We start from the raw sequence: 19,236 nt of genomic DNA, 5'->3' as shown, positions 1-19,236 counted from the left end.
TTAGATATTTGTTTAAAAAATGCTTTGAAAAACGTTCATACTCGACCTAAGCAGGGGGGAAATCCTGATCGAAGGTCTATTTTATGACAAAGCAACTTCCAGTATAGTTCCATATGTAAGATAATACTAGGAGGTTTTAACGCATGACAGAAGCCGTTTTGAAGCTTCGCAACGTGACCAAATCGATTGGCGGACGTAAGTTCGTCGACAATCTTAGTTTCGATATACCCGCAGGAGAAGTATTCGGATTTCTCGGACCGAACGGTGCCGGCAAGACGACAACAATACGGATGATTGTTGGCTTGATATCGATGTCGAAGGGCGAGGCCCTAATTAAAGGCGTATCCGTTCGCGAGCACTTCGAGCTTGCTATGACGCATGTAGGAGCGATCGTCGAAAACCCGGAAATGTATAAATTTTTGACCGGTTATCAAAACCTTGTTCATTTTGCCCGTCGGCATAAAGGCATTACGAAGGAACGGATCAATGAGGTCGTTAAGCTTCTCGGACTTCAGAACCGTATTCACGAGAAGGTTAAGCGTTACTCTCTCGGCATGAGGCAGCGGCTTGGCGTTGCCCAAGCGATTCTGCATCGTCCATCGTTGCTCATCCTTGATGAGCCGACAAACGGGCTCGACCCTGCAGGCATTCGAGAACTGCGCGATTATTTGCGCAAGCTGACGAGAGAAGAAGGCATCTCCGTCATCGTCTCTTCCCATCTTCTATCCGAAATGGAGCTTATGTGCGACCGGGTTGCGATAATACAAGCCGGCAAGCTCATCGATATTCGCTCGTTGCAGGAAACTCGCGATTCAATACAGTCGAAGATCGTTATCGAAGTCGGCGATTTACTTGCCGCTCAACAGCTGCTATCCGCTATCTTCGACGCAACCCGCATTACGGTGAAAGGCAATCAGCTCGAAATTGCGGCTGACAAAGCTGCCATCCCCGATATTACAAGGCTGCTTGTAAGCTCGGAGATTGACGTGCTCGGCATTCAAGTGGCGCAGAAGTCGCTTGAAGAACAGTTCTTGGAAATTACCGGAGGTGAGATGGTTGTCTAGTCTGTCTAATTTAATTCGAAACGAAAATATGAAAATATATCGTCGTCCTCGTACATGGCTTATGATCGCCTTCCTCGTTTTTACAATCGCATTGATGAGCGGCATCATGAAGTGGGAATCAGGCAAAAATAATACGATCGACTGGCAAAACAACCTGACCGAACGGAATATCAACATGCAGCAGGAGCTTCAAGAAAACAAAGAACTCTCGGTAGAGGACAAAACATACTTCACTAACGAAATCAAGCTCAATGAATATTATTTGGAACAAAATACAAATCCTAACGAATTGTCATTGTGGAATTATGTAGATACATCATCATACTTAATTATTTTAGCGACGATTCTAACCGTCATTATCGCTGCCGATATGATTGCGGCCGAATTCACTTGGGGCACGATCAAGCTGCTGCTTGTCGGTCCAGCTTCGCGCACGAAGATTATGATCAGCAAATACATCGCCACGCTTGGGTTCGCGCTTCTGCTGCTCATATTGACATTTGCGTCTGCTTACGCGGCCGGAGGTATTCTCGAAGGCTTCGAAGGAACAAGCCAAGCGAAAATATCAATTACCGATGCCGGAGTTATCCAAGAAAGTTCCTATTTGTTGAATTCGTTGGAGAAATACGCTTTCTCGATCGTATCCATGCTCATGTACGTAACGATGGCTTTCATGATTTCGTCCGCGTTCCGCAGCTCTTCGATGGCCATAGCCTTCTCGCTTCTGTTCATGCTGGTCGGCAATACGCTATCGGCGCTTCTCAGCGGCTATAGCTGGGTCAAGTATTTGCTCTTCTCCAACATCGACCTGACGCAATATATGCAAGGAGCGTCGCCGCTAAGACCGGAAATGACGATGACGTTCTCGATTATGATGCTTGTCGCCTACTACATCGTATTTCAATTCTTAGCTTGGCTGCTGTTTACGAGACGCGACGTCGCCGCTTAAGGGCATTTCCAATATTAAGAACCTCGGGCACTGCTTGCAAGAAGCAGTGCCCGAGGTTCTTTTGTTTTAATTCACTAACGTATGCCGTTAGTTTTTTATTTTGGACGTGGATAAAAACTTAGAGTATCATCAATCTTTTGCAAAATTATAATTGTTTACGACCGTTAGTGTAGAAAAGACAACCGATTATTTTGGTCGATTGCCTTTGTTATTAATTGAACTAACTTTATCCGTTAGCTTAAATCCGTTTGAATAAAATAATGCCTCATGATTCATTGCTGAGTAAATAATATTGTTATCCATTCCGACACTTTATTTCTGCTTTACCCTGTCAATTCGGCGTCCGGTCGACTAATCTTTTTACCGAATCCACTGTATTGCACTTGAATCCGGTCTTCCGGGCGAATGTCGACGGTATACAGAACGAGCAGAAAGAACCATTCCAGCGGCTTCATCGCCACATAGATCACATCCGCTGCTGTCTTCGTGCGAATCTGCCGACTTACCGGATAGCCGTATTTGTCGTATAGTCGGCGAATCGTCCGGTGGCAGGCGGGCATGTACTGTTCCAGCACATTTTCGAACGCGTTAGCGATCATCAGCTGGCGATTCACAGTAATAGACATGCCGTGCCGGATTCCCGGCCTAAGAGGCTTCACTAGGAATCGATGTCCCAGAGCGGCGACGGTGCACAAATAATGGCCATCCCCCGACACCATTTCCGGCGGTGGCGCCGGCAGCCTCGACAAGTAGAAGCCGCTCGTACCCAGAAACGCCCGCACTACGCCATCCGGCCGCTGCCCGAACAAGACTAGAAGCAATTGAACAACAAGCTGAACGGGGAATAGCAGTGCGATCCATAGCGCCGGAATTGCCCGGTGACGCATGATGATGAAGCGATGCAGAGGCCGCTGCCAGGCGGGCATCGTCTCCGCATCTTCCCCCTTTCCGAACGCCTTCCATACGTCCAATGAGCGCTTGAGCTGCGCCAGGTACAGCAAGCAAGACGTTAAGCTCCCGGTTTGAAGAAGCAACACGGAGAAGATCTCATTAAAATCGTAATTGGAAAAGCCGGTATGAATGAAATAGACTGCGGTCAGCGAAATGCAAAGAACCAAAAAGACGTTGCAGCAAGTATATACAATTGGAGAAAGCTTCCTATGATAGATTCTCAGCGCCCAATAGGAACAGAAGCCGAGCAACCAGTCAACGCAAAGCACGGCACTATGCTTGTGGGACAGAGATGCGTATGCATATAATGGCTCTCCGGTTTCTGAGTACATTTTCAACGGCGCACCTCCTGGTACCCCTTTCACATCAAATACGAAGCCGACGATCAGGAGAAAAGAGGCGATCGAAAGTAGAATGCCGTCTACAAGCCGGGTTAACGTTAATCCTTCGCCTTGTTCGCTTTCCCCAGCTTTTCGCGCGAACGTAAACACCGCCCGAATGAGGGCGGTGAACGCTAGGAGAAGAAACGGAGTGAACAACAGTAGCATTTTCATGATGCTCCTTCCGGTCGATATTGGACAGGACTTGTGCGGCAGTCGCGCTTGTCGTTTCGCCGACACCGGGCTTCTAGCGGTTCGCCACCGCAATCAATAAGGTAGGCGTCAAAGTTGAATGCCCGATTTCAAAATTTTAAGAAAGCAGATTTGGAAGCAGCGAATGCTAAAGTCCCTTTGACGCGGTATGATACTGATTCTAAAGAAGGCAGTCTTTTGAGAGGAATCGAAGTCAAGTTGCCTCTGTGTTATTTAATGAACGCGACCGGTTTGCACCTCCGAAGATTTATTTTGATATAAGTAAGGAGCTGACCATTTATCTAGTCAATGATACTCTGAATTTATAATTCAAAAAAAGAGAAAAATAATCATTTACATTTTCCTATTTATTGGACATTACTGCCCGTTAGCGTAGTGCAGCCATATGGCAGCCCTTAATGCTTAATATGAGACCTGATATCGGAATTACAGCAGCGAGGTAACGAACTTCACCTCCGGAAAGCGGCTATCCGGTCCTTTCATTAAGATTCCGCCTTGATCTTTTAGATAAATATCGAAGAAATCCAGCATATAGGCATTGATAACGGAGTTCACTCTTTCGGGCGCAATCTTTCCTGTAACTCCCAGTATTTTAAAAATCGGAGAAATGAACTGTACATCGGTAAAATTCAAATGCTCCGTATTGTCGATATAGAGGGATTGTCCCCCTACGTCAACCGTTTCGCGCATCCGTTCAAGCTCTACCTTTTTGTCTTCTGTTACTTGATCCATCCACTCTCTTGTGTTTCCCATACGTTTAAGCTCTGCCTCCGTATAGGCGTGGTTATCCTTCACCATTTTTAATCTTTCGAATTCGCTTTGCGAGTTCATGAACAAAAACGGCTTACGCAGACCCTCTCTCTCGCGCAGTCGATAAAGCGCTCCATCCAAGTCTATTCCAACCGTGATTCGCGGATCGTAAGAAGCGTCATAGGCCGTCGCTCCGCCGATGGAATGACCGAACACCCCGACGTGGCCGAGATCAATCCTCCCTTTTAGATCACTTGGAATCCGCCCCGATTGGATGAGCTCGAATTGGTCCAGCGTAAACGCCACATCGTCGGTTAAAACTTTTCCCAACTTGTCGCGATTTCCGCTTTCCGTCCTGTAATCATGGTCGGGCGAGAATAAGTCGTTGGTTGTGCTGGTGGTGATTCGACCATCCGGAAACTCGGTTGCAAATGTATTGTAGGTGTGGTCAATCACTGCCACGATATATCCGTGACTCGCGAGATTTTCGGCTTGCGACGTATGGAGGAACCTAGAGGAGCCGAACCCCGGATTGGCAAGGATCAGCGGGTATGAAGCCTGTGCCGAAGAGACTTCGGCCCCCGAATAAGCATGACCGGATACGTACTTCAGGTGTTGAAGAGTAAACCCGGGAAGGCCATAATTCCCGGCCATATAACGTAAAATCTGGGGATCGGGAATAAAGGGAGCGTACTTTCCGGTGCCAGCTTGAGCCGGATACCATACCTGAACCATTAATTCTCTCTTTCCTTCTCTGGCTTCGTCAAAAATCTCTTCCCTCTTTGTATCCACGAAATGAAGTGTCTGTGTTCCTACCTTAAATTCGCCTGTCGGTTCAGGCAGTTTAAATACAGGAAAAGCATACATAAGACCCGCTGTTACGACCAGCATTAACGCTATAGCGGTATTAGCTGAACCCAACATGAATCGCGGGATTTTTTTTTGGCTGGTTTTTTTAAAATAGCTATAACCTGAAATGGCTAAAAAAATGATCGTTATGCAATACGGAAAAAATAGCTGAACTCTGTATCCTTCCACCGTGCAATGAATGACCAGTAAAAGTGTGGCGATCCCGCTTGCAACGAATACTGAAATTTTACCCCGTCCTTTTTTAAATAGGACTGTTAATGCAAACAAACCGATGTTTGACAACAAAAGCAATAGTTCAAACAGCCTCATCTCAATTCTCCTTTTAAAAATTTCTATTTTTTTATTCCAATATTATCCTGTAAAACTGGCCTAAGCTATCGCTTTGCCTTACATCTACCTTACAATTTTGTAAGACGTTTATTTAGCACGTAACCATAAAGTGGTAACCATGGTTACCACTCGCGAGACTGATCGTGCAGCTCACTTTTCTTGTCCACCCTAAAAAACTGCCCGTTAGCTCAACGAGGCTGCCGATTTATTCCGGCAGCCTCGTCTTGATGATTATTTATCTGTTAGCTTAATGAAGCACCGTCTGCCTAAGACTTTATTTTCTTAAGACACCGCTGGCGCCTGGCTAGCGTCTTGAGCTTGTTCGCATGCTTTTCAAATTTTTGAATACATTTATGTATTCGATTAACAGGAGGACACAGGTCATGTCACAACTCGGGCAATCGTTTATGAGAGGTACTCTGGTTTTGTCTGTTGCAGCTTTCATCAATCGTATTCTAGGATTTATCAGCGGCATGTATATAGCTCGCGTACTGGGCGCAGAGGGAATCGGCATCTTGATGATGGCGCATCCGCTTGTTCCGCTCGTCATTACGATTACGGAGCTTGGATTACCGGTGGCCATTTCCAAGTTGGTCGCAGAGGCCCAGGCCCGCGGCGAACGGATGAAAGTGAGGCGCATTCTGTATGTCTCGCTCGCTGTTACGGGCGTTTTGAGCGTAGCGCTCACGACTATATCGTTACTTGGATCAGAGTGGATCGCGTCTATTCTGTTAAGCGACCAGCGGGCTTATTACGCCATGCTAGCGATTACACCGATCGCACCGATTATCGCAGTCTCCGCCGTATTAAAGGGATATTTTCGGGGCATGCAGCAGATGAAGACCATTGCAGCTTCTGATGTGCTGGAGCATACGGTTCAAATCGCGTGTGTGCTAGCGTTGGTACACCTATTGCTGCCTTACGGAATTGCTTATGCAGCTGCTGGTGCAATGGCTGCCTCTGTCGTCAGCGAAGCAATAAGCCTCTTATTTCTGATGACAAGCTACAAGCTATATGGTGAATCGAAGGTATCGGGCGAGACTTGGGCGAGCCATCTGAAACAAGGAAGAAGCACACTCGGCGAGCTGCTGCAAATCGGACTTCCGACGACTGGTCATGGTATCATTCATTCGTTATACAACGCCTTCCAGCCGCTTCTTATTACAACCAGCCTGGGCCTGTACGGCATCGGCACAGCTTTAGCCACAAAGCAATTCGGTCTGCTGGCCGGCTATGTGTTTCCGCTATTATTCATGCCAAGCTTTATCACGCAATCCTTATCCACCGCTCTTATTCCCGCGATTGGTGAGGCCACGGTGAACAAGAATAGTTTGCTCATACATGAGAGGATGAATCAGGCTATGATATTGGGGCTTCTGATCGGCGCGCCAGCGACCGTTATTCTGTACGAATGGGCAACTCCACTAACGACACAAGTCTATAATGCGCCTGAAGCAGGATTACTTCTAAAAATACTAGCGCCTATGTTTTTTCTACATTATTTCGACGCTCCACTTCATGCGATTCTACTTGGCCTCGGTCGCGCGAAAGCAGCACTATGGAATTACATAATAGCCACTGTTTTCAAAGGTGTCTCGGTCTTCGTGTTAGGCAGTCAATTAGGAATCGTTGGTGTTGCGTTCGGCATCGGTATTGGCATATTGATACAAACACTGTTGAACTTTTTTTCCATCTCGAGTTCGATCGGATTTTATGGGAGTATTCGTCCTTATATCAAGGTTGGGATCTGCATGATGTTAATGGCAATATGCGGACACTTGACCTATAACCAATTAGTCAGCCACGGTATGCCGCAGTTATGGTGCGTAATCATTTCAATCATCTGTTCCTTGTTACTTTATTTTGCTGCTCTAGTCGTGACCGGTACGTTGAATTGGAAAAGCACGCGTCATAAATTTTCAATTCCATGGTAAGAAAAAAGCAGTCATGATTCGATATGTAAAAAGAACATAAAGTATTAGACTGGATGTCTTTATTCCACCCGATTTTGCGAGTTGTCATATCGTAAGACTCCGTAAATAAGTTTTGGTCTGAATTTAGAAATTGAAATAGCGGCAGCCAAGGACGAGAAAATAAAGAGTCCTAGACTGTCGCTATTTTATTGAACTAATGTGTCCCGTTAGCTCAATGGTTCGATCGTGATGAGGTGAGGGTTTGTTCGTCTGATTCCAATCCCCTGCTGCTGCCAATGCCATCTTCGAATCAACTTCTAAATTCTGCCGGACCGAGAGCCGAATGGCTCGAAGCGTGAATATGATGTTATATGATAGGAATGCCTTCGTGAAATACTAAAAAAGCACTTCTATTTGTTTATAATCTTTCGAAGGTGATTTCTTTGTTAAAATCTCTTTGTCATCACTATGACCATTATAAATATTCAATATCTTTAACTGATAAATCCAATCTCCTGTATCTTCGTGTACTAATCTACCGTTATAGATAATCCTTCCATATTCACTACTTTGAAGTATAAACGCATTTTCAGATAAGTATTGATATCTTGAATCATAACGAACAGGTTTGCCACAAGAATCAGAATACTTAAAATATACTTGTAGTTCGTCAACCTTGTTTTGTATTTCAGTACTAGCTATCTTCCAATCATTTAGGTGTGAGTCAAGATACTCGACTTTATTACTTTCAATTTCAAATCCATTTTTATTTTGAGTAATTAGTATTTCCTGAAAAGGAATCGTAGTGCTTCCAATATAATTTATCAGCTTATCTGGAATTGAGAACGACTTGCTAAATCTATTCCTCAAAGTAGAGTGTGGAGCTCCTCTGACCTTTTTATCCCATAATATTGTGATAGATTGAATGATCACACATATTCGCTCCTTAGTTTAAGTATTACTTTCCTTTTAAATAACGTCTCTTGACTGTCCATTAGTTGAACAAAGGGCTACCTCACGGCAGCCCTTTAATTATTGAACTATTGTTCACTGTTAGTTCAATCATATCAACTCTGAGATAAACATTGGTGTAGCTCCATCCTCTGTATTAAAGCCAAATTTATTATAGAAATCCACTGCATGAGGATAAGAAATTAATACTTTTGTTTTACACCCTTTATATCTATCAAGCATTATATTCATCATTTCCTTACCTATACCTATACTCTGATAACTCGGATGAATAAGCATATAATGAAAATATACCGTTAAAACACCATCTGACAAAGCATTTATTAAACCTACAAGCTTTCCTTCTTCCCAAGCGGTAACAATTGAATGAGACCCTCCGATTGCTTGTAAAAGCTCGTTTGGATACTTGCCAGACTCCCATTCTACCGAAAGAAATAGCTCTTGGAGTGCATCCTTAGTGATATCCTCTTTGCTTGAAGCGTAATAAATACTCACCCCTATACCTTCCTTTCATAAAACTAACTACGCCACAACATCTGTTTTAAACTCCCATACTTCGATGGTTTTGCAATCCTTACGAAGCCATAAAATGATACCGACAAAAAATTTCCGATTTATCAAAGTGAATAATCACTTTATTTACCTCAATATACTATTAAAAATATGTATAGAAAATGGATTAACTGAAGTGGAATTTGTATTTATTTACATTTGATAAATCATGAGAATACTTCTTTTACTTAAGCATACTAATCCTAAGAGGTTTATAGCGTTAATCTGCCCGTTAGTTAACTAGTTGTAAAGCTGATTCCGTCCTACATGAATGCAGGTAAGGTTATCATTTTATTTATATCATTATTTTAAGAGATACTTATAATATGCTGGGAATTCTCGTATTAAGGAGTAAATATCTCTAAACTCAAAGACTTTGGCATGAGCTGAGTACACTTCTTTAATATCCATTTTTCTAAACGCTAATTTTGTTCTAGATACATGAAAATATTGAGTAATAACCATAACAGAGTCTAATTCTAATTCATCCATAATCTTGCTCGTATTTTGGGCGGTCATATATGAGTTGTACCCATTATTATCCTCTATAATTTTATCTTCCGGTAACCCTTTATCTATTAAGTAAGATTTCATAACCTTTGCTTCATCGAAACCTTCCTTACCAATACCGCCACTTACAATGATAAAAGTAAAGTAGCCCCCTTTATAAAGCTCTACGGACTTATCTAATCTTGATTTTAACCGCTCAGAAGGCCGTCCATTAACTTCTACTTTATTTCCTAATACTACTGCTGCGTCAACAGGTTTCAATTCATCGTTCAACCCATCTATTATCACGAAAGTAGTGTGAATGATAAACCAGATGCAAAGACTTGCTACTAATATTCCAAATCGTTTAACGAAAATATAGTTCAATCTCTCACCTGCATTCTCTCATATTTCTCCATAATCATACCCAAATTTTATCACACATGGGTGCATGAAACATTCCACGCAGACGTCCCACCGACTTAAAACTTTATATGTATTATCAAAATTGAATCTAATTGCCCGGCAGTTGAATGCCACGCCAGCTGCTTACATCGCATTGGCCATATTCATTATCACCCACAGCAACCACCGTGCCGTCCGATTTAAGACCGAGTGTATGAGCGCAGCCTGCCGCTACTGCCACCATATCGCTCCAGCCACTTACATTGCATTGGCCATGTTCATTCCTACCCAGAGCGACCACCGTGCCGTTAGATTTAAGCCCGATTGTATGATTACTACCCGCTGCTATCGCCACAATACTGCTCCAGCTGCTTACATTGCATTGGTCATGCTTATTCAAACCCACAGCCATCACCGTTCCGTCAGAATTAAGCCCAACGGTATGAAGGTAACCTGCCGCTGCCGCCACTATGTCGTGCCAGTCGCTTGCATTACATTGGCCATACTGATTATTACCCACAATCATCACCGTGCCGCCCGATTTAAGCCCGACGGTATGCCAGTCACCAGCCGATACTCCCACCATATCACTCCAGCCGTTTACATTGCATTGGCCTTCATTATTTCGGCCCACAGCCACCACCGTACCATCAGATTTAAGCCCCACGCTACGACGCCATCCCGCCGCAACTGCTACAATATCGCTCCAGTCATCTACATTGCATTGGTCATGCTTATTCCAACCCACAGCCACCACCGTACCATCAGATTTAAGCCCGATTGTATGCGCATTACCTGTGTTCGTTGCCATATGAACATTACCTGCCGCAATCGCCACAATATCGCTCCAGCCGCTCACATCACATTGTCCATATTTATTATCACCCACTGCCGTCACCGTTCCGTCCGATTTAAGACCAACGGTATGACGATGACCCGTCGCTATGGTATCCTTAGGCCATCTTTTCACCTCTAACGCCGCTTCAATTGGTGAATTGTAATCCATGTTTTTCCTCCTTGAAACAAGGCTTATTTTATGATCAGGTCATGCTCCTTGCGAACTTCGTAAACACCTAACATTTTAAGCATTTCGCACATTCAATAAACAATCCTCCCCGTTAGCACAATCACTTATCTCAGCTTCATAGCTTTAATGTCTTAGATTTCCATACTCGGTATAGTCCGACAACTAGTAAGATAAAAGCAATAACTTCTATGATTCTAGGGATGATATTCAGTATTGTGATCATCTCTCCAAATGTCATTCCAAGCGGTAGTGTAGTACGGTTCGCATCATAAGAATTAATGAGTCGACTTATTGTAAAAGGTGCAATAAAATCATAGATCTTCAATATTAAAATAATAAGAAAGAAGTAAAAGCCTGCAATGAAGTTATTTTTCCTGCACTGTATAAGTCCAAAAATTAATAAAAATATGAAGAAAATCGAAAATACGATTGCAAAAATTCCTAATATAACCACCAAATCACCCCTTTTTTTCACAAAATTGATATTCATATCTTACGTTTGCCCCAAGGAATAATTCCACTATCCTGTCCCTTAGTTTAATGAAATGAGCAGGCTACCGTAGTACCTGCTCATCACTGTCTATCATTTAACTATATTTCTCTGTTGCTTCATTAACGCTCCCGCTGCTTACTTCTTTATGATGGGTATCCATATTTCGCTTTTAAATTGCGGTGATGCTACATCTTTGTGCTCATGCCAGAGCATTTCCGGCCCATCGCTTAGCTCATATTCCGCGGATGGAAACCATTCGGAATAAATGCGACCCCACATCTCTTGAAGAGTACTTGGAAAAGGGCCGACGGCTGTGAATACAGCCCATGTAGAGGCTTGCACCTCCAACTGGGCTAAGCCATCCCCATCTTTCGTTGTGGCCGCCCCAATGTAATGATCGAGCTCTCCTTTCTCCTCAAACCGCTCTTCACTGAAATTCGTGGATGCACTGATTAGTCCTGACGGTTGAACATTCGAATAACTCTTAATCTTATCAATCATTTCTGGGGTGAGCCCTTCAAACATCGCTGCAATCTCCGGATTCACCCCTTGAAATACGATTGGCACTCTTTTTTTGATTCCCACGATGCGAAAAGCCTCTTTGTCTTCAATACGGTAATTCATTTCACTTCCTCCTTTGATAGTCAGTTGAAACGTCATCCGCGGGAAGGCTTTGAGGGACTGTCCATGGATTCGGGCTTCCGAGGGATTAATCCCATGCATGCTTTGGAAAGCCCTAGCAAAGGAATCCGGCGAAGTATATCCGTATTTCATCGCAGCATCGATGATCTTGATGTCACTGTGGCTTAGCTCGAGTGCTGCCAAAGTTAAGCGTCTTCGGCGAATGTATTCCGACAGAGTAATGCCTGCAAGAAATGAGAACATCCGTGTAAAATGATATTCTGAACAGCAGGCAATTTTCGCAGCCTCCTGGTAGTCCACATGATCAGTAAGATTCTCCTCAATATAGCTTAAAGCTTTGTTCAGTTTCGCCAGCATATCCATCATATCGCCTCCCCTCGTTACTCAAAGCATAGCAGAGAAGGTAATTCCCTTCCCGACATTTACTGCACAATACTGTAGGTTCTTTCTCAGCTCAGTGAACAGAAGACAAGTCTAGTAGGAAGGCCCCGTGCTCCTTTGTTGTCTCGTTGAAATTAGAAAGCAAATCCATAGGATTAAGTACATGAAAAACAACCTTAGAGTAACAGAAAAAACAATGAGCAGCTGCTGCGGCAGACTACTCATTGTTTTCACGCTAACGTGTTCCAATAGCTGAATCACTTTTTTTATTTTAAATTAATTAAATCTGGAAGTTCATTGAACTATCGTTCTAAAAATCTCCAGCCATGTGCTAACATCACCTTCGGGATAATGCACTAATCCAAAATCGATAACTCTTTTATAAACCAAGCATCTGTAGCATTATGCTCTGAACCTTCTAATGGTTTTTCAAGTTGTTGGAAACCTAATTTGATGTAGAGGAGATTTGCTGCTTGAAGTTTCATCAATGTTTCTAAATAACAATGTGTATAGTGTTCCTTGGCGAAGCCGAGTGCTACTTTCATAAGATCATTCGACAGACCCATACCTTGAGCTTCCGGTGTAATGTATAGCTTTTGCAACTCACAAATTCCCGGTTTCTGCCCAAAAGGTGCAATCCCCACACCGCCTACCACTTCGTTTTGTTCATTCACTACAACCCAGTACTTTGAATTTGGTTGTTCCTTGTAATATTGTGCCAGATTGCTGAGTTGAGGGTCAAAATATGCTGTTCCCGGAATGTTTAGGTTAAATGATTCCAATGAGCGTCTAATAATTCGCTCTATTGTTTGATTGTCCTTTTCTTCAATTTCACGAATTTGCATTGTTACATTCTCCAGTATCTAAGTAATTTTAATTCTAATATTATTCGCCAAATGATTCAAATTCAAGTATCCTGCCTGTTAGCTTAATGAAGAAGAGAGCAGCTACCATAGCAATCCGCTCTATCGTTGCACAACTATCCTGTGTCGTTAGTTGAACGACTTATAACGATTCATCAATAGGATTCATCTATTCTAAGTCCTTCCTTTTCGAAATTCCCTTTTTTTCTTCTGAATCTCATATACTCATCCCAGTTCCACGATAACTGATATGTATCAATAACCAGCCATTTACTTTCTTCACTTTTGCCCCCTTTACTCTTCTGCAAATGGTCGTTAACTATTTCCTCAAGTATTTTCTCTCCATCACATGATTCCTTTAAACAGCTTTCTAACGCGATGTAATAACTCGGTTCAATATACTTCCACAAGTTCTAATCACCTCTTGATAATTACTATGTTTTCCGTTAATAGCGCCTACTCATCCATATGTTAATCAACTATCTATCCCCGTTAGCTTAAGCGATTTCCTGAGTATTTTGAAAAAATGCAGAATTACTTTTCACAAATAAATCAATTAGGAAAGGTAATATTTTATGTCTTGTCATCTTCTGTCACCCAAGTAAACTCGAAATTTTCAGCTAACAGTGTCTTGCCATTATTTTCAATTCTTTCTTCAATATAAGATCGTAGATGTCCATTCTGTCCTCGAATCCTAATTTCAGCATTTACTTCATTTAGGAGGCTGCTAGGACATTATATTGCATTTACTTTTATTCAAAAAGTGTAACTTTCAGGTTTTCTGTTTCATGTTTTCGATTTAGCCATTTCTATGCTAAACCTAAACTGCCCGTTAGTCTAACAACATCAGCAGGCAAAAGGAAAAACCTCCCCGCATCACCCTGCAGAGAGGCTCACCCCAAATAAAATATCTTCTTAATCCGTTTATCCTTAAGTATCTCTACCGTTTCCCGAAAACGCAGTGAATGCACTTCTCCTGCTCCCGCGATATTTCAAGCTAACCAACAGATCTAGCATTTCAACTTACTTACTACAATTTATTGCTAGGATGATATTCTCGTTGTTTCTCATCATTTTACTACCACAAAAACAAGTCGTTCCCTTTTAGCTTGAAAACAGCTTCCATGAAGTAATAGTCGCCATAAATGATTGAAATATGAATGTCATGATGATGATACGCTGCTGAACCATTGATCAACAGATGATCGGAATCCGTCGTCCAGTCGCAGCGAGAAACGTCCAACGTTTTCAGCAGCTTCAGTGCGGCCTTCAGATAGACTTCCTTTTCGTACTCGCCAACTGCTTTGGCGATTTCGATCAGTCCGCAAGCCGCGATCGCCGCTGCCGTGGAATCTTCGTAAGCGGGCTCGTTCGGTTGACGGAAATCGATCGGAATAATGCCGTTATCCGGAGTATTCGCCATAAAATAATGCGCCACGCGTTTGGCTGCCTGCAAATACTCCTGCTTCCCTGTATGCTTATAACTGATCATAAAGCCGTACAAAGCCCACGTCTGCCCACGCGTCCACGACGAGCCTTCCTCGAATCCTTGACCGCCATAAGTTCGGACAACGCTTCCCTTGAATGGGTCGAACTCCACGATATGATTCACGGAACCGTCCGGCCTAATAAAAGCATCGAGAGCTGTGTCCGCATGCTTCATCGCGATTTGCGCATATCGCGGATCATTGGTCTCTTCGCTCGCCCAATACAGAAGAGGAAGATTCATCATGCAATCCACGATCGCCCACCCTCTCGTATCTTCGCTGGTTGTATCATCGTTCCAAGCGCGGATAAACCCGCCCACCAAGTTTAATCGTCCAGCAAGCAAGTTGGCGGCATGCAGTGCCCTCTTGCGGGATTCCAGATTACCTGTAACTTTATAATTGGCCACACTCGTAGGCAGCCACATAAAACCGACATCATGATGCAGACCGTAGAATTGATGGAGACAAGCATCCAAAGCATCTTCCGTGAAATTGGCGATATCCTTGTACTCCTGAGCCCCGGTTTCATGGTACATAAGCCACATCATGCCGCCCCAGAATCCATTTGTCCACCAGTTGATATCTTTCTTGATCTGGTTATCGTGCTCACCGTTACTAGTGGTATATGGAATTTTGCTGCTTGATCTTTCACTTACTGCGCCCATTTTGGCTGTTATTTTGGAAATAACATTTTCAACCCAAATTTGATCGTCAGTCTGTAGGTTCAACATCTTTTCACTCCTATTCATATCTTTCTAAGGGTTTTGCCTTTTCAAACCTATTTGGATATGCGCATATCTCTTTCGTGTATCGAAACAAAGTATCGCTCTCCAAGCTCGAAGTTAAATACACCATCCGCTGTTTCAACAATCTGAACGGCAGGCTGCTGCCCCACTTGGAAAGGAATAAGCACCGTCAAGAAAGCAACCGTACCGCTGAATCTATCTTGGAAGCGTACCCTTGTCGAAGGCCTTGAGAGATCGGTCTCATCAGACAACCTTCCTTGTAGAAAATCCAATTCCCCTATATGGCTTGTCGCAATCGCCAGATTCGCAATTTCGCTCGTCGCAATCACGCCGCCCAAGTTCTCCTTTACCTCGACAAAATCCAGATGGAAATAGCGCTGAACGCTATGATTATCCAGCCCTTCTACAAGGTCCGCAATAAGAACGAACCGATTATCAACCAGTGAAATATGCCTGTGATGAATCACCGGTTCGTAGTTTGTATGGCAGGCGCTGGCGAGCTTGTAGAAACCTCTATCCTCCACATTGTAGATTCCGCCGGGTTTTTGCGGTCCGTATTGAAAGGGGCGAATATACTCGAAATGATCTCGCTCATCGATTAGCAGCGTAGAGTGATAATTTGAACTCTTGAACTGTTTGCGGTCCTCATCATCTCGATAACAAAAAAATCCGGGATCGCAAATCATGTCTTTTCCGAGCGCAGTAAAATCAAAGCTCATTAAATCAATATGGGCATGGGCATTTTGAACAGGGCTTTTACATGTAAACAAAAAACTGAGAGCCTTTGAATCCCAGCCGCTGCGGATAATCGCTTGATGCAACGTGCGATTCCAAAACGTCGTGGGCTTATCCAATACAAACTGTCTGCCCTGCAGAGAATACAGCTCTTCCACGAATTTGCGGACATTGAGCGCCCTCCATACATGCTTGCTTGCTTCCCGTACCACCTCGGTCACATCGATTAAATTCGTTGCAAGTCCGAGCCAGGATACATCCTCCAATGCAAAATACCCATAGACGCCGGACATTACAGCAAGGGGATTCGCATAGGAATCGCCGACAGGTACACATTTCCCGGTTGGTCTTAACGAGTAGATCGAGTAATCCAAGTTTTTTCTAAACCGCTCCATGTACGCTGGTGAGAACTGAAAATGGAAGCGTTTAGCCATAACCACAGCCAGCCCGAACCAGAACATGCAGCCATTATGATACGATGGGCAGCCCTCGATTTGACCGCCGTCCTCCGTCAGCTGCGCTATACTGCACTTTTCGATGCCATCGATCGCAAAAGCCTTCCATTCCTCCGCTTCTTTCAGCTCGGGAAAATAAAGTGCCGTCGTCAGAAGACCCAAACACTCCATTAAATAATGATTATGATCCGCTTTAGGCCACAGCTGAGGCGACACGCTGCGCAGAGCTTTTATTTGCTTGTAAATGACCGTTAAATACTGCTCCAACACTGCCTCCGTAAACAGCTCCGAATGACCTAGATGCTCCAGGATAAGCGGCCAAATTTTGTAGGCTCGAATACCAATCTCCAAAACCCTGAGCGGATGGCATTCCGTAAAATAGTCAAGCGGCTTATCGAGTAAGTCCTCGGGAATAGTGACTAGCTCGATCCAGTCCATCATTTCGTCGATGACCTTGAGACCGTACTTTTCATCCTTAGTGAGAGAATAGGCTTCCAGCAAGTCCTGCCAATGTGTCATGCGATTCAGCTACCATAAATATTCATTATCATTATGTCTGCGCTCCAGCCAGTTAGGCGGGTGCCCTACAAACTCCCTGACTCCCCCCGTACCGGGAAGCATAATCATACCTCGATAAGCGAGTTCGGCATTCGCGATCGTCTCGCGCACATGATCAGGCATATGGGCTGCTATATAGGCGGCTTTATCTTCCATCGGCTCTAGCCGCGAACGCAAGTTAGCTAGCAGCTCTGTTGTACTTATCGGCTCAATCAACAATGATTGCAGATTCATTTCTTCATCTCCATCATATTATTTTCATTTCTATGCTCCCTAGCAGATTTTCGATAACGTGTACAATTCAGAAGGAATACTCCCTCCGAAATGATCACAACTCCGGAGGGAGGGGTTCCAACTATTTCATGTAACGGTCATATGCACCTTGTTCCAGTTCAAGCAATTGCTTGATGCCTAAGTCTTCCAACTCCTTAATATACTTGCTGAATGTCTCATCGTTGATCGGTTCTACGCCGAGCACCCATCTCTGCAGCTTTTCCTCGACGTAGGTCAATACGCCCGCGTTTAGCTCTTCAAATTTGGTCCGTTCCTCATCCGTATACGAGATCGGCGGGTAGGCTTGCATAATATAACCATTGTCAATGTATTCCTTGATACCTTTCAACGCAGTCGCGTTTGTCCATTGTTCTTCGTAAGCATAGTCTTGATGGAAGGCAAGCTCGATCTGAGCTCCCTCTTCCTGAAGCTGTTGAATAACTGTCTTTTCTTTATTTTTCAATACGGAGTCTTTAAACTTAGGCTTGCCGTCCACGAGGTCATAGTCCTTTCCTTCGATGCCAAAGTTCATCAGTCTCCGACCCTCCTCGGAGAACCAGAAATCCATATATTTGATCGCTTCGACGGGATGCTTGGTACTCGCTGAGATTCCCCATCCGCTCGCATGCGTCCCTTTACGGGAACTCTCTTCGACGACTTTGCCCTCGGTATTCATTGGTGGCGTCATCGGAACAAAGGAGAAGCTAGGAATCTTATACGCAAGAATATCATTGAAATTAGCCGTGCTGGCGAACCAATCGTGTGTCATGCCGCCGACATTGTCTCCGAGCAAAATGTCACGCGCTTTCGCTCCGCGGGTGAAAATTTCTTTATCGATTAAGCCTTCCTTGTACCACTTCGCAATATTCTCGATTGCCGTCTTATATCCTGGCTCATACATGCCGTACTTGACGACACCGTTGTCCGCGTAAAATCCACGTTTGGCCGCATCGGCCCCGCCCTGCACACCCCACTGGATCAGCAGGTCGTAAATTCCATCCAGCTTCGACCTGCTGAAATATGGAATTTCATCCTTTGCTCCGTTGCCGTTCGGATCCTTTTCTTTGAATGCTTTCAATAGTACATACAGCTCATCTACCGTTTTCGGTTGCTCAAGTCCCAGTTTTTCCAGCCAATCCTGGCGCACAAACCAGCCCCTGGCAGCCGGTCCATCCGGAGTAAAGTTAAGGAAATACGTTTTGCCGTTATTGGCTTTCATATATTTGGCTGCATCAGGATGTTCGGAAAAGAACTTTTTAATGTTCGGGGCATGTTCTTCAATCAGTCCATCTAGCTCAAGAAAGGCTCCTTCAACCCCAAGGCTGTCGTACTGCTCCTTAATTTGATGATGAACCAAATCAGGAATTTTCCCAGAAGCCATCATTGTATTGAACAGTTCTTTACTATTCGTCGAAGCTTTAGATGATGCCGTTCCTTTCAACTTAATATTGGTCATCGCTGCCGCTTCTTTGAAGATGGGCCAGTTATCGTCGAAAATAAACTTATCTGAGTAATGCATATGGATCGTCAGCTCAAGTGGGTCTTTTGCGATCAGTTGCCCGGATAGCTGCTTTGTATCCGTCTCTTTTGAATCAATCGCCGAACTTCCACTATTTTGCGGCACATTATTGTTGCTACAGCCCGCTAGCAGCATACCGACTGTCACCATGATTAAGGCAGATGCTTTTATCCTTTTTTTGTTACCCACATTTATGACCTCCCAATATTGGTTTCTTGA

Annotated in this window: 16 protein-coding genes; 3 read left to right on the top strand and 13 right to left on the bottom strand. The window is 43.9% G+C overall.

All coding sequences use genetic code 11. The features are described from left to right. Nucleotides 1-143 precede the first annotated feature (143 nt). Together MHH56_RS11585 and MHH56_RS11580 are read left to right on the top strand one after the other, a co-directional pair. Nucleotides 144-1,064 (top strand): ABC transporter ATP-binding protein, encoded by a 921-nt coding sequence (locus tag MHH56_RS11585; protein WP_339208357.1) that lies wholly within the window; start codon nt 144-146, stop codon nt 1,062-1,064. Next, nucleotides 1,057-2,013 carry an ABC transporter permease gene (locus MHH56_RS11580; RefSeq protein ID WP_339208356.1) on the top strand — a complete coding sequence of 319 codons (957 nt, stop codon included), beginning with the start codon at nt 1,057-1,059 and terminating at the stop codon, nt 2,011-2,013. The genes MHH56_RS11585 and MHH56_RS11580 overlap by 8 nt, the downstream gene beginning before the upstream one ends. 323 nt (nt 2,014-2,336) lie before the next feature. On the opposite strand, the gene MHH56_RS11575 is transcribed toward MHH56_RS11580, so the two are convergent. Both MHH56_RS11575 and MHH56_RS11570 read right to left on the bottom strand, forming a co-directional pair. Beyond that, nucleotides 2,337-3,518, bottom strand: coding sequence for a DUF6688 family protein (locus tag MHH56_RS11575; protein WP_339208355.1), 1,182 nt, complete (start codon nt 3,516-3,518; stop codon nt 2,337-2,339). Nucleotides 3,519-3,983: 465 nt separating this feature from the next. Continuing rightward, nucleotides 3,984-5,486: a dienelactone hydrolase gene (locus MHH56_RS11570; protein ID WP_339208353.1), complete on the bottom strand. Its 1,503-nt coding sequence runs from the start codon at nt 5,484-5,486 to the stop codon at nt 3,984-3,986. A gap of 404 nt (nt 5,487-5,890) precedes the next feature. On the opposite strand from MHH56_RS11570, the gene spoVB reads away from it, so the two are divergent. Then, entirely contained in the window at nt 5,891-7,441 is a 1,551-nt protein-coding gene (spoVB, locus tag MHH56_RS11565) for a stage V sporulation protein B (protein WP_339208352.1), read from the top strand. A gap of 375 nt (nt 7,442-7,816) precedes the next feature. Here the strand turns inward: spoVB and MHH56_RS11560 are convergent, their stop codons facing one another. The 11 genes from MHH56_RS11560 to MHH56_RS11510 form a co-directional block, all read right to left on the bottom strand. Then, on the bottom strand, nt 7,817-8,353 hold the full coding sequence (locus MHH56_RS11560; RefSeq protein ID WP_339208351.1) for a hypothetical protein: 537 nt from the start codon (nt 8,351-8,353) through the stop codon (nt 7,817-7,819). A 129-nt stretch (nt 8,354-8,482) separates the two neighbouring features. Beyond that, a complete protein-coding gene (locus tag MHH56_RS11555) occupies nt 8,483-8,887 on the bottom strand; it encodes a GNAT family N-acetyltransferase (RefSeq protein ID WP_339208350.1) in 405 nt (134 codons plus the stop codon). Between the two features lie 360 nt (nt 8,888-9,247). Next, entirely contained in the window at nt 9,248-9,742 is a 495-nt protein-coding gene (locus tag MHH56_RS11550) for a YdcF family protein (protein WP_339208348.1), read from the bottom strand. Nucleotides 9,743-9,947: 205 nt separating this feature from the next. Continuing rightward, the gene (locus MHH56_RS11545; protein ID WP_339208347.1) at nt 9,948-10,844 is read right to left on the bottom strand and encodes a chromosome condensation regulator; all 897 of its coding nucleotides are present in this window, start codon (nt 10,842-10,844) and stop codon (nt 9,948-9,950) included. 649 nt (nt 10,845-11,493) lie between these two features. Next, the gene (locus tag MHH56_RS11540; protein ID WP_339209561.1) at nt 11,494-12,363 is read right to left on the bottom strand and encodes a GyrI-like domain-containing protein; all 870 of its coding nucleotides are present in this window, start codon (nt 12,361-12,363) and stop codon (nt 11,494-11,496) included. 374 nt (nt 12,364-12,737) lie between these two features. Further along, complete coding sequence (locus MHH56_RS11535; protein ID WP_339208346.1) at nt 12,738-13,226, bottom strand: GNAT family N-acetyltransferase; 489 nt, start codon at nt 13,224-13,226, stop codon at nt 12,738-12,740. A gap of 173 nt (nt 13,227-13,399) precedes the next feature. Further along, nucleotides 13,400-13,654: a hypothetical protein gene (locus MHH56_RS11530; RefSeq protein WP_339208345.1), complete on the bottom strand. Its 255-nt coding sequence runs from the start codon at nt 13,652-13,654 to the stop codon at nt 13,400-13,402. Nucleotides 13,655-14,322: 668 nt separating this feature from the next. Continuing rightward, nucleotides 14,323-15,462 carry a glycoside hydrolase family 88 protein gene (locus MHH56_RS11525; protein WP_339208344.1) on the bottom strand — a complete coding sequence of 380 codons (1,140 nt, stop codon included), beginning with the start codon at nt 15,460-15,462 and terminating at the stop codon, nt 14,323-14,325. 47 nt (nt 15,463-15,509) lie between these two features. Beyond that, on the bottom strand, nt 15,510-17,186 hold the full coding sequence (locus MHH56_RS11520; protein ID WP_339208343.1) for an alginate lyase family protein: 1,677 nt from the start codon (nt 17,184-17,186) through the stop codon (nt 15,510-15,512). 9 nt (nt 17,187-17,195) lie between these two features. After that, nucleotides 17,196-17,459, bottom strand: coding sequence for a hypothetical protein (locus MHH56_RS11515; protein WP_339208341.1), 264 nt, complete (start codon nt 17,457-17,459; stop codon nt 17,196-17,198). A gap of 121 nt (nt 17,460-17,580) precedes the next feature. Further along, nucleotides 17,581-19,206: an extracellular solute-binding protein gene (locus tag MHH56_RS11510; RefSeq protein WP_339208340.1), complete on the bottom strand. Its 1,626-nt coding sequence runs from the start codon at nt 19,204-19,206 to the stop codon at nt 17,581-17,583. Between the last annotated feature and the right edge of the window lie 30 nt (nt 19,207-19,236).

Origin of the sequence: Paenibacillus sp. FSL K6-3182 (assembly GCF_037976325.1) — a bacterium.
Classification (GTDB): Bacteria; Bacillota; Bacilli; order Paenibacillales; family Paenibacillaceae; genus Pristimantibacillus.
Note: the sequence above shows the minus strand (reverse complement) of the source record. Positions and strands in the feature narration are given on the sequence as shown.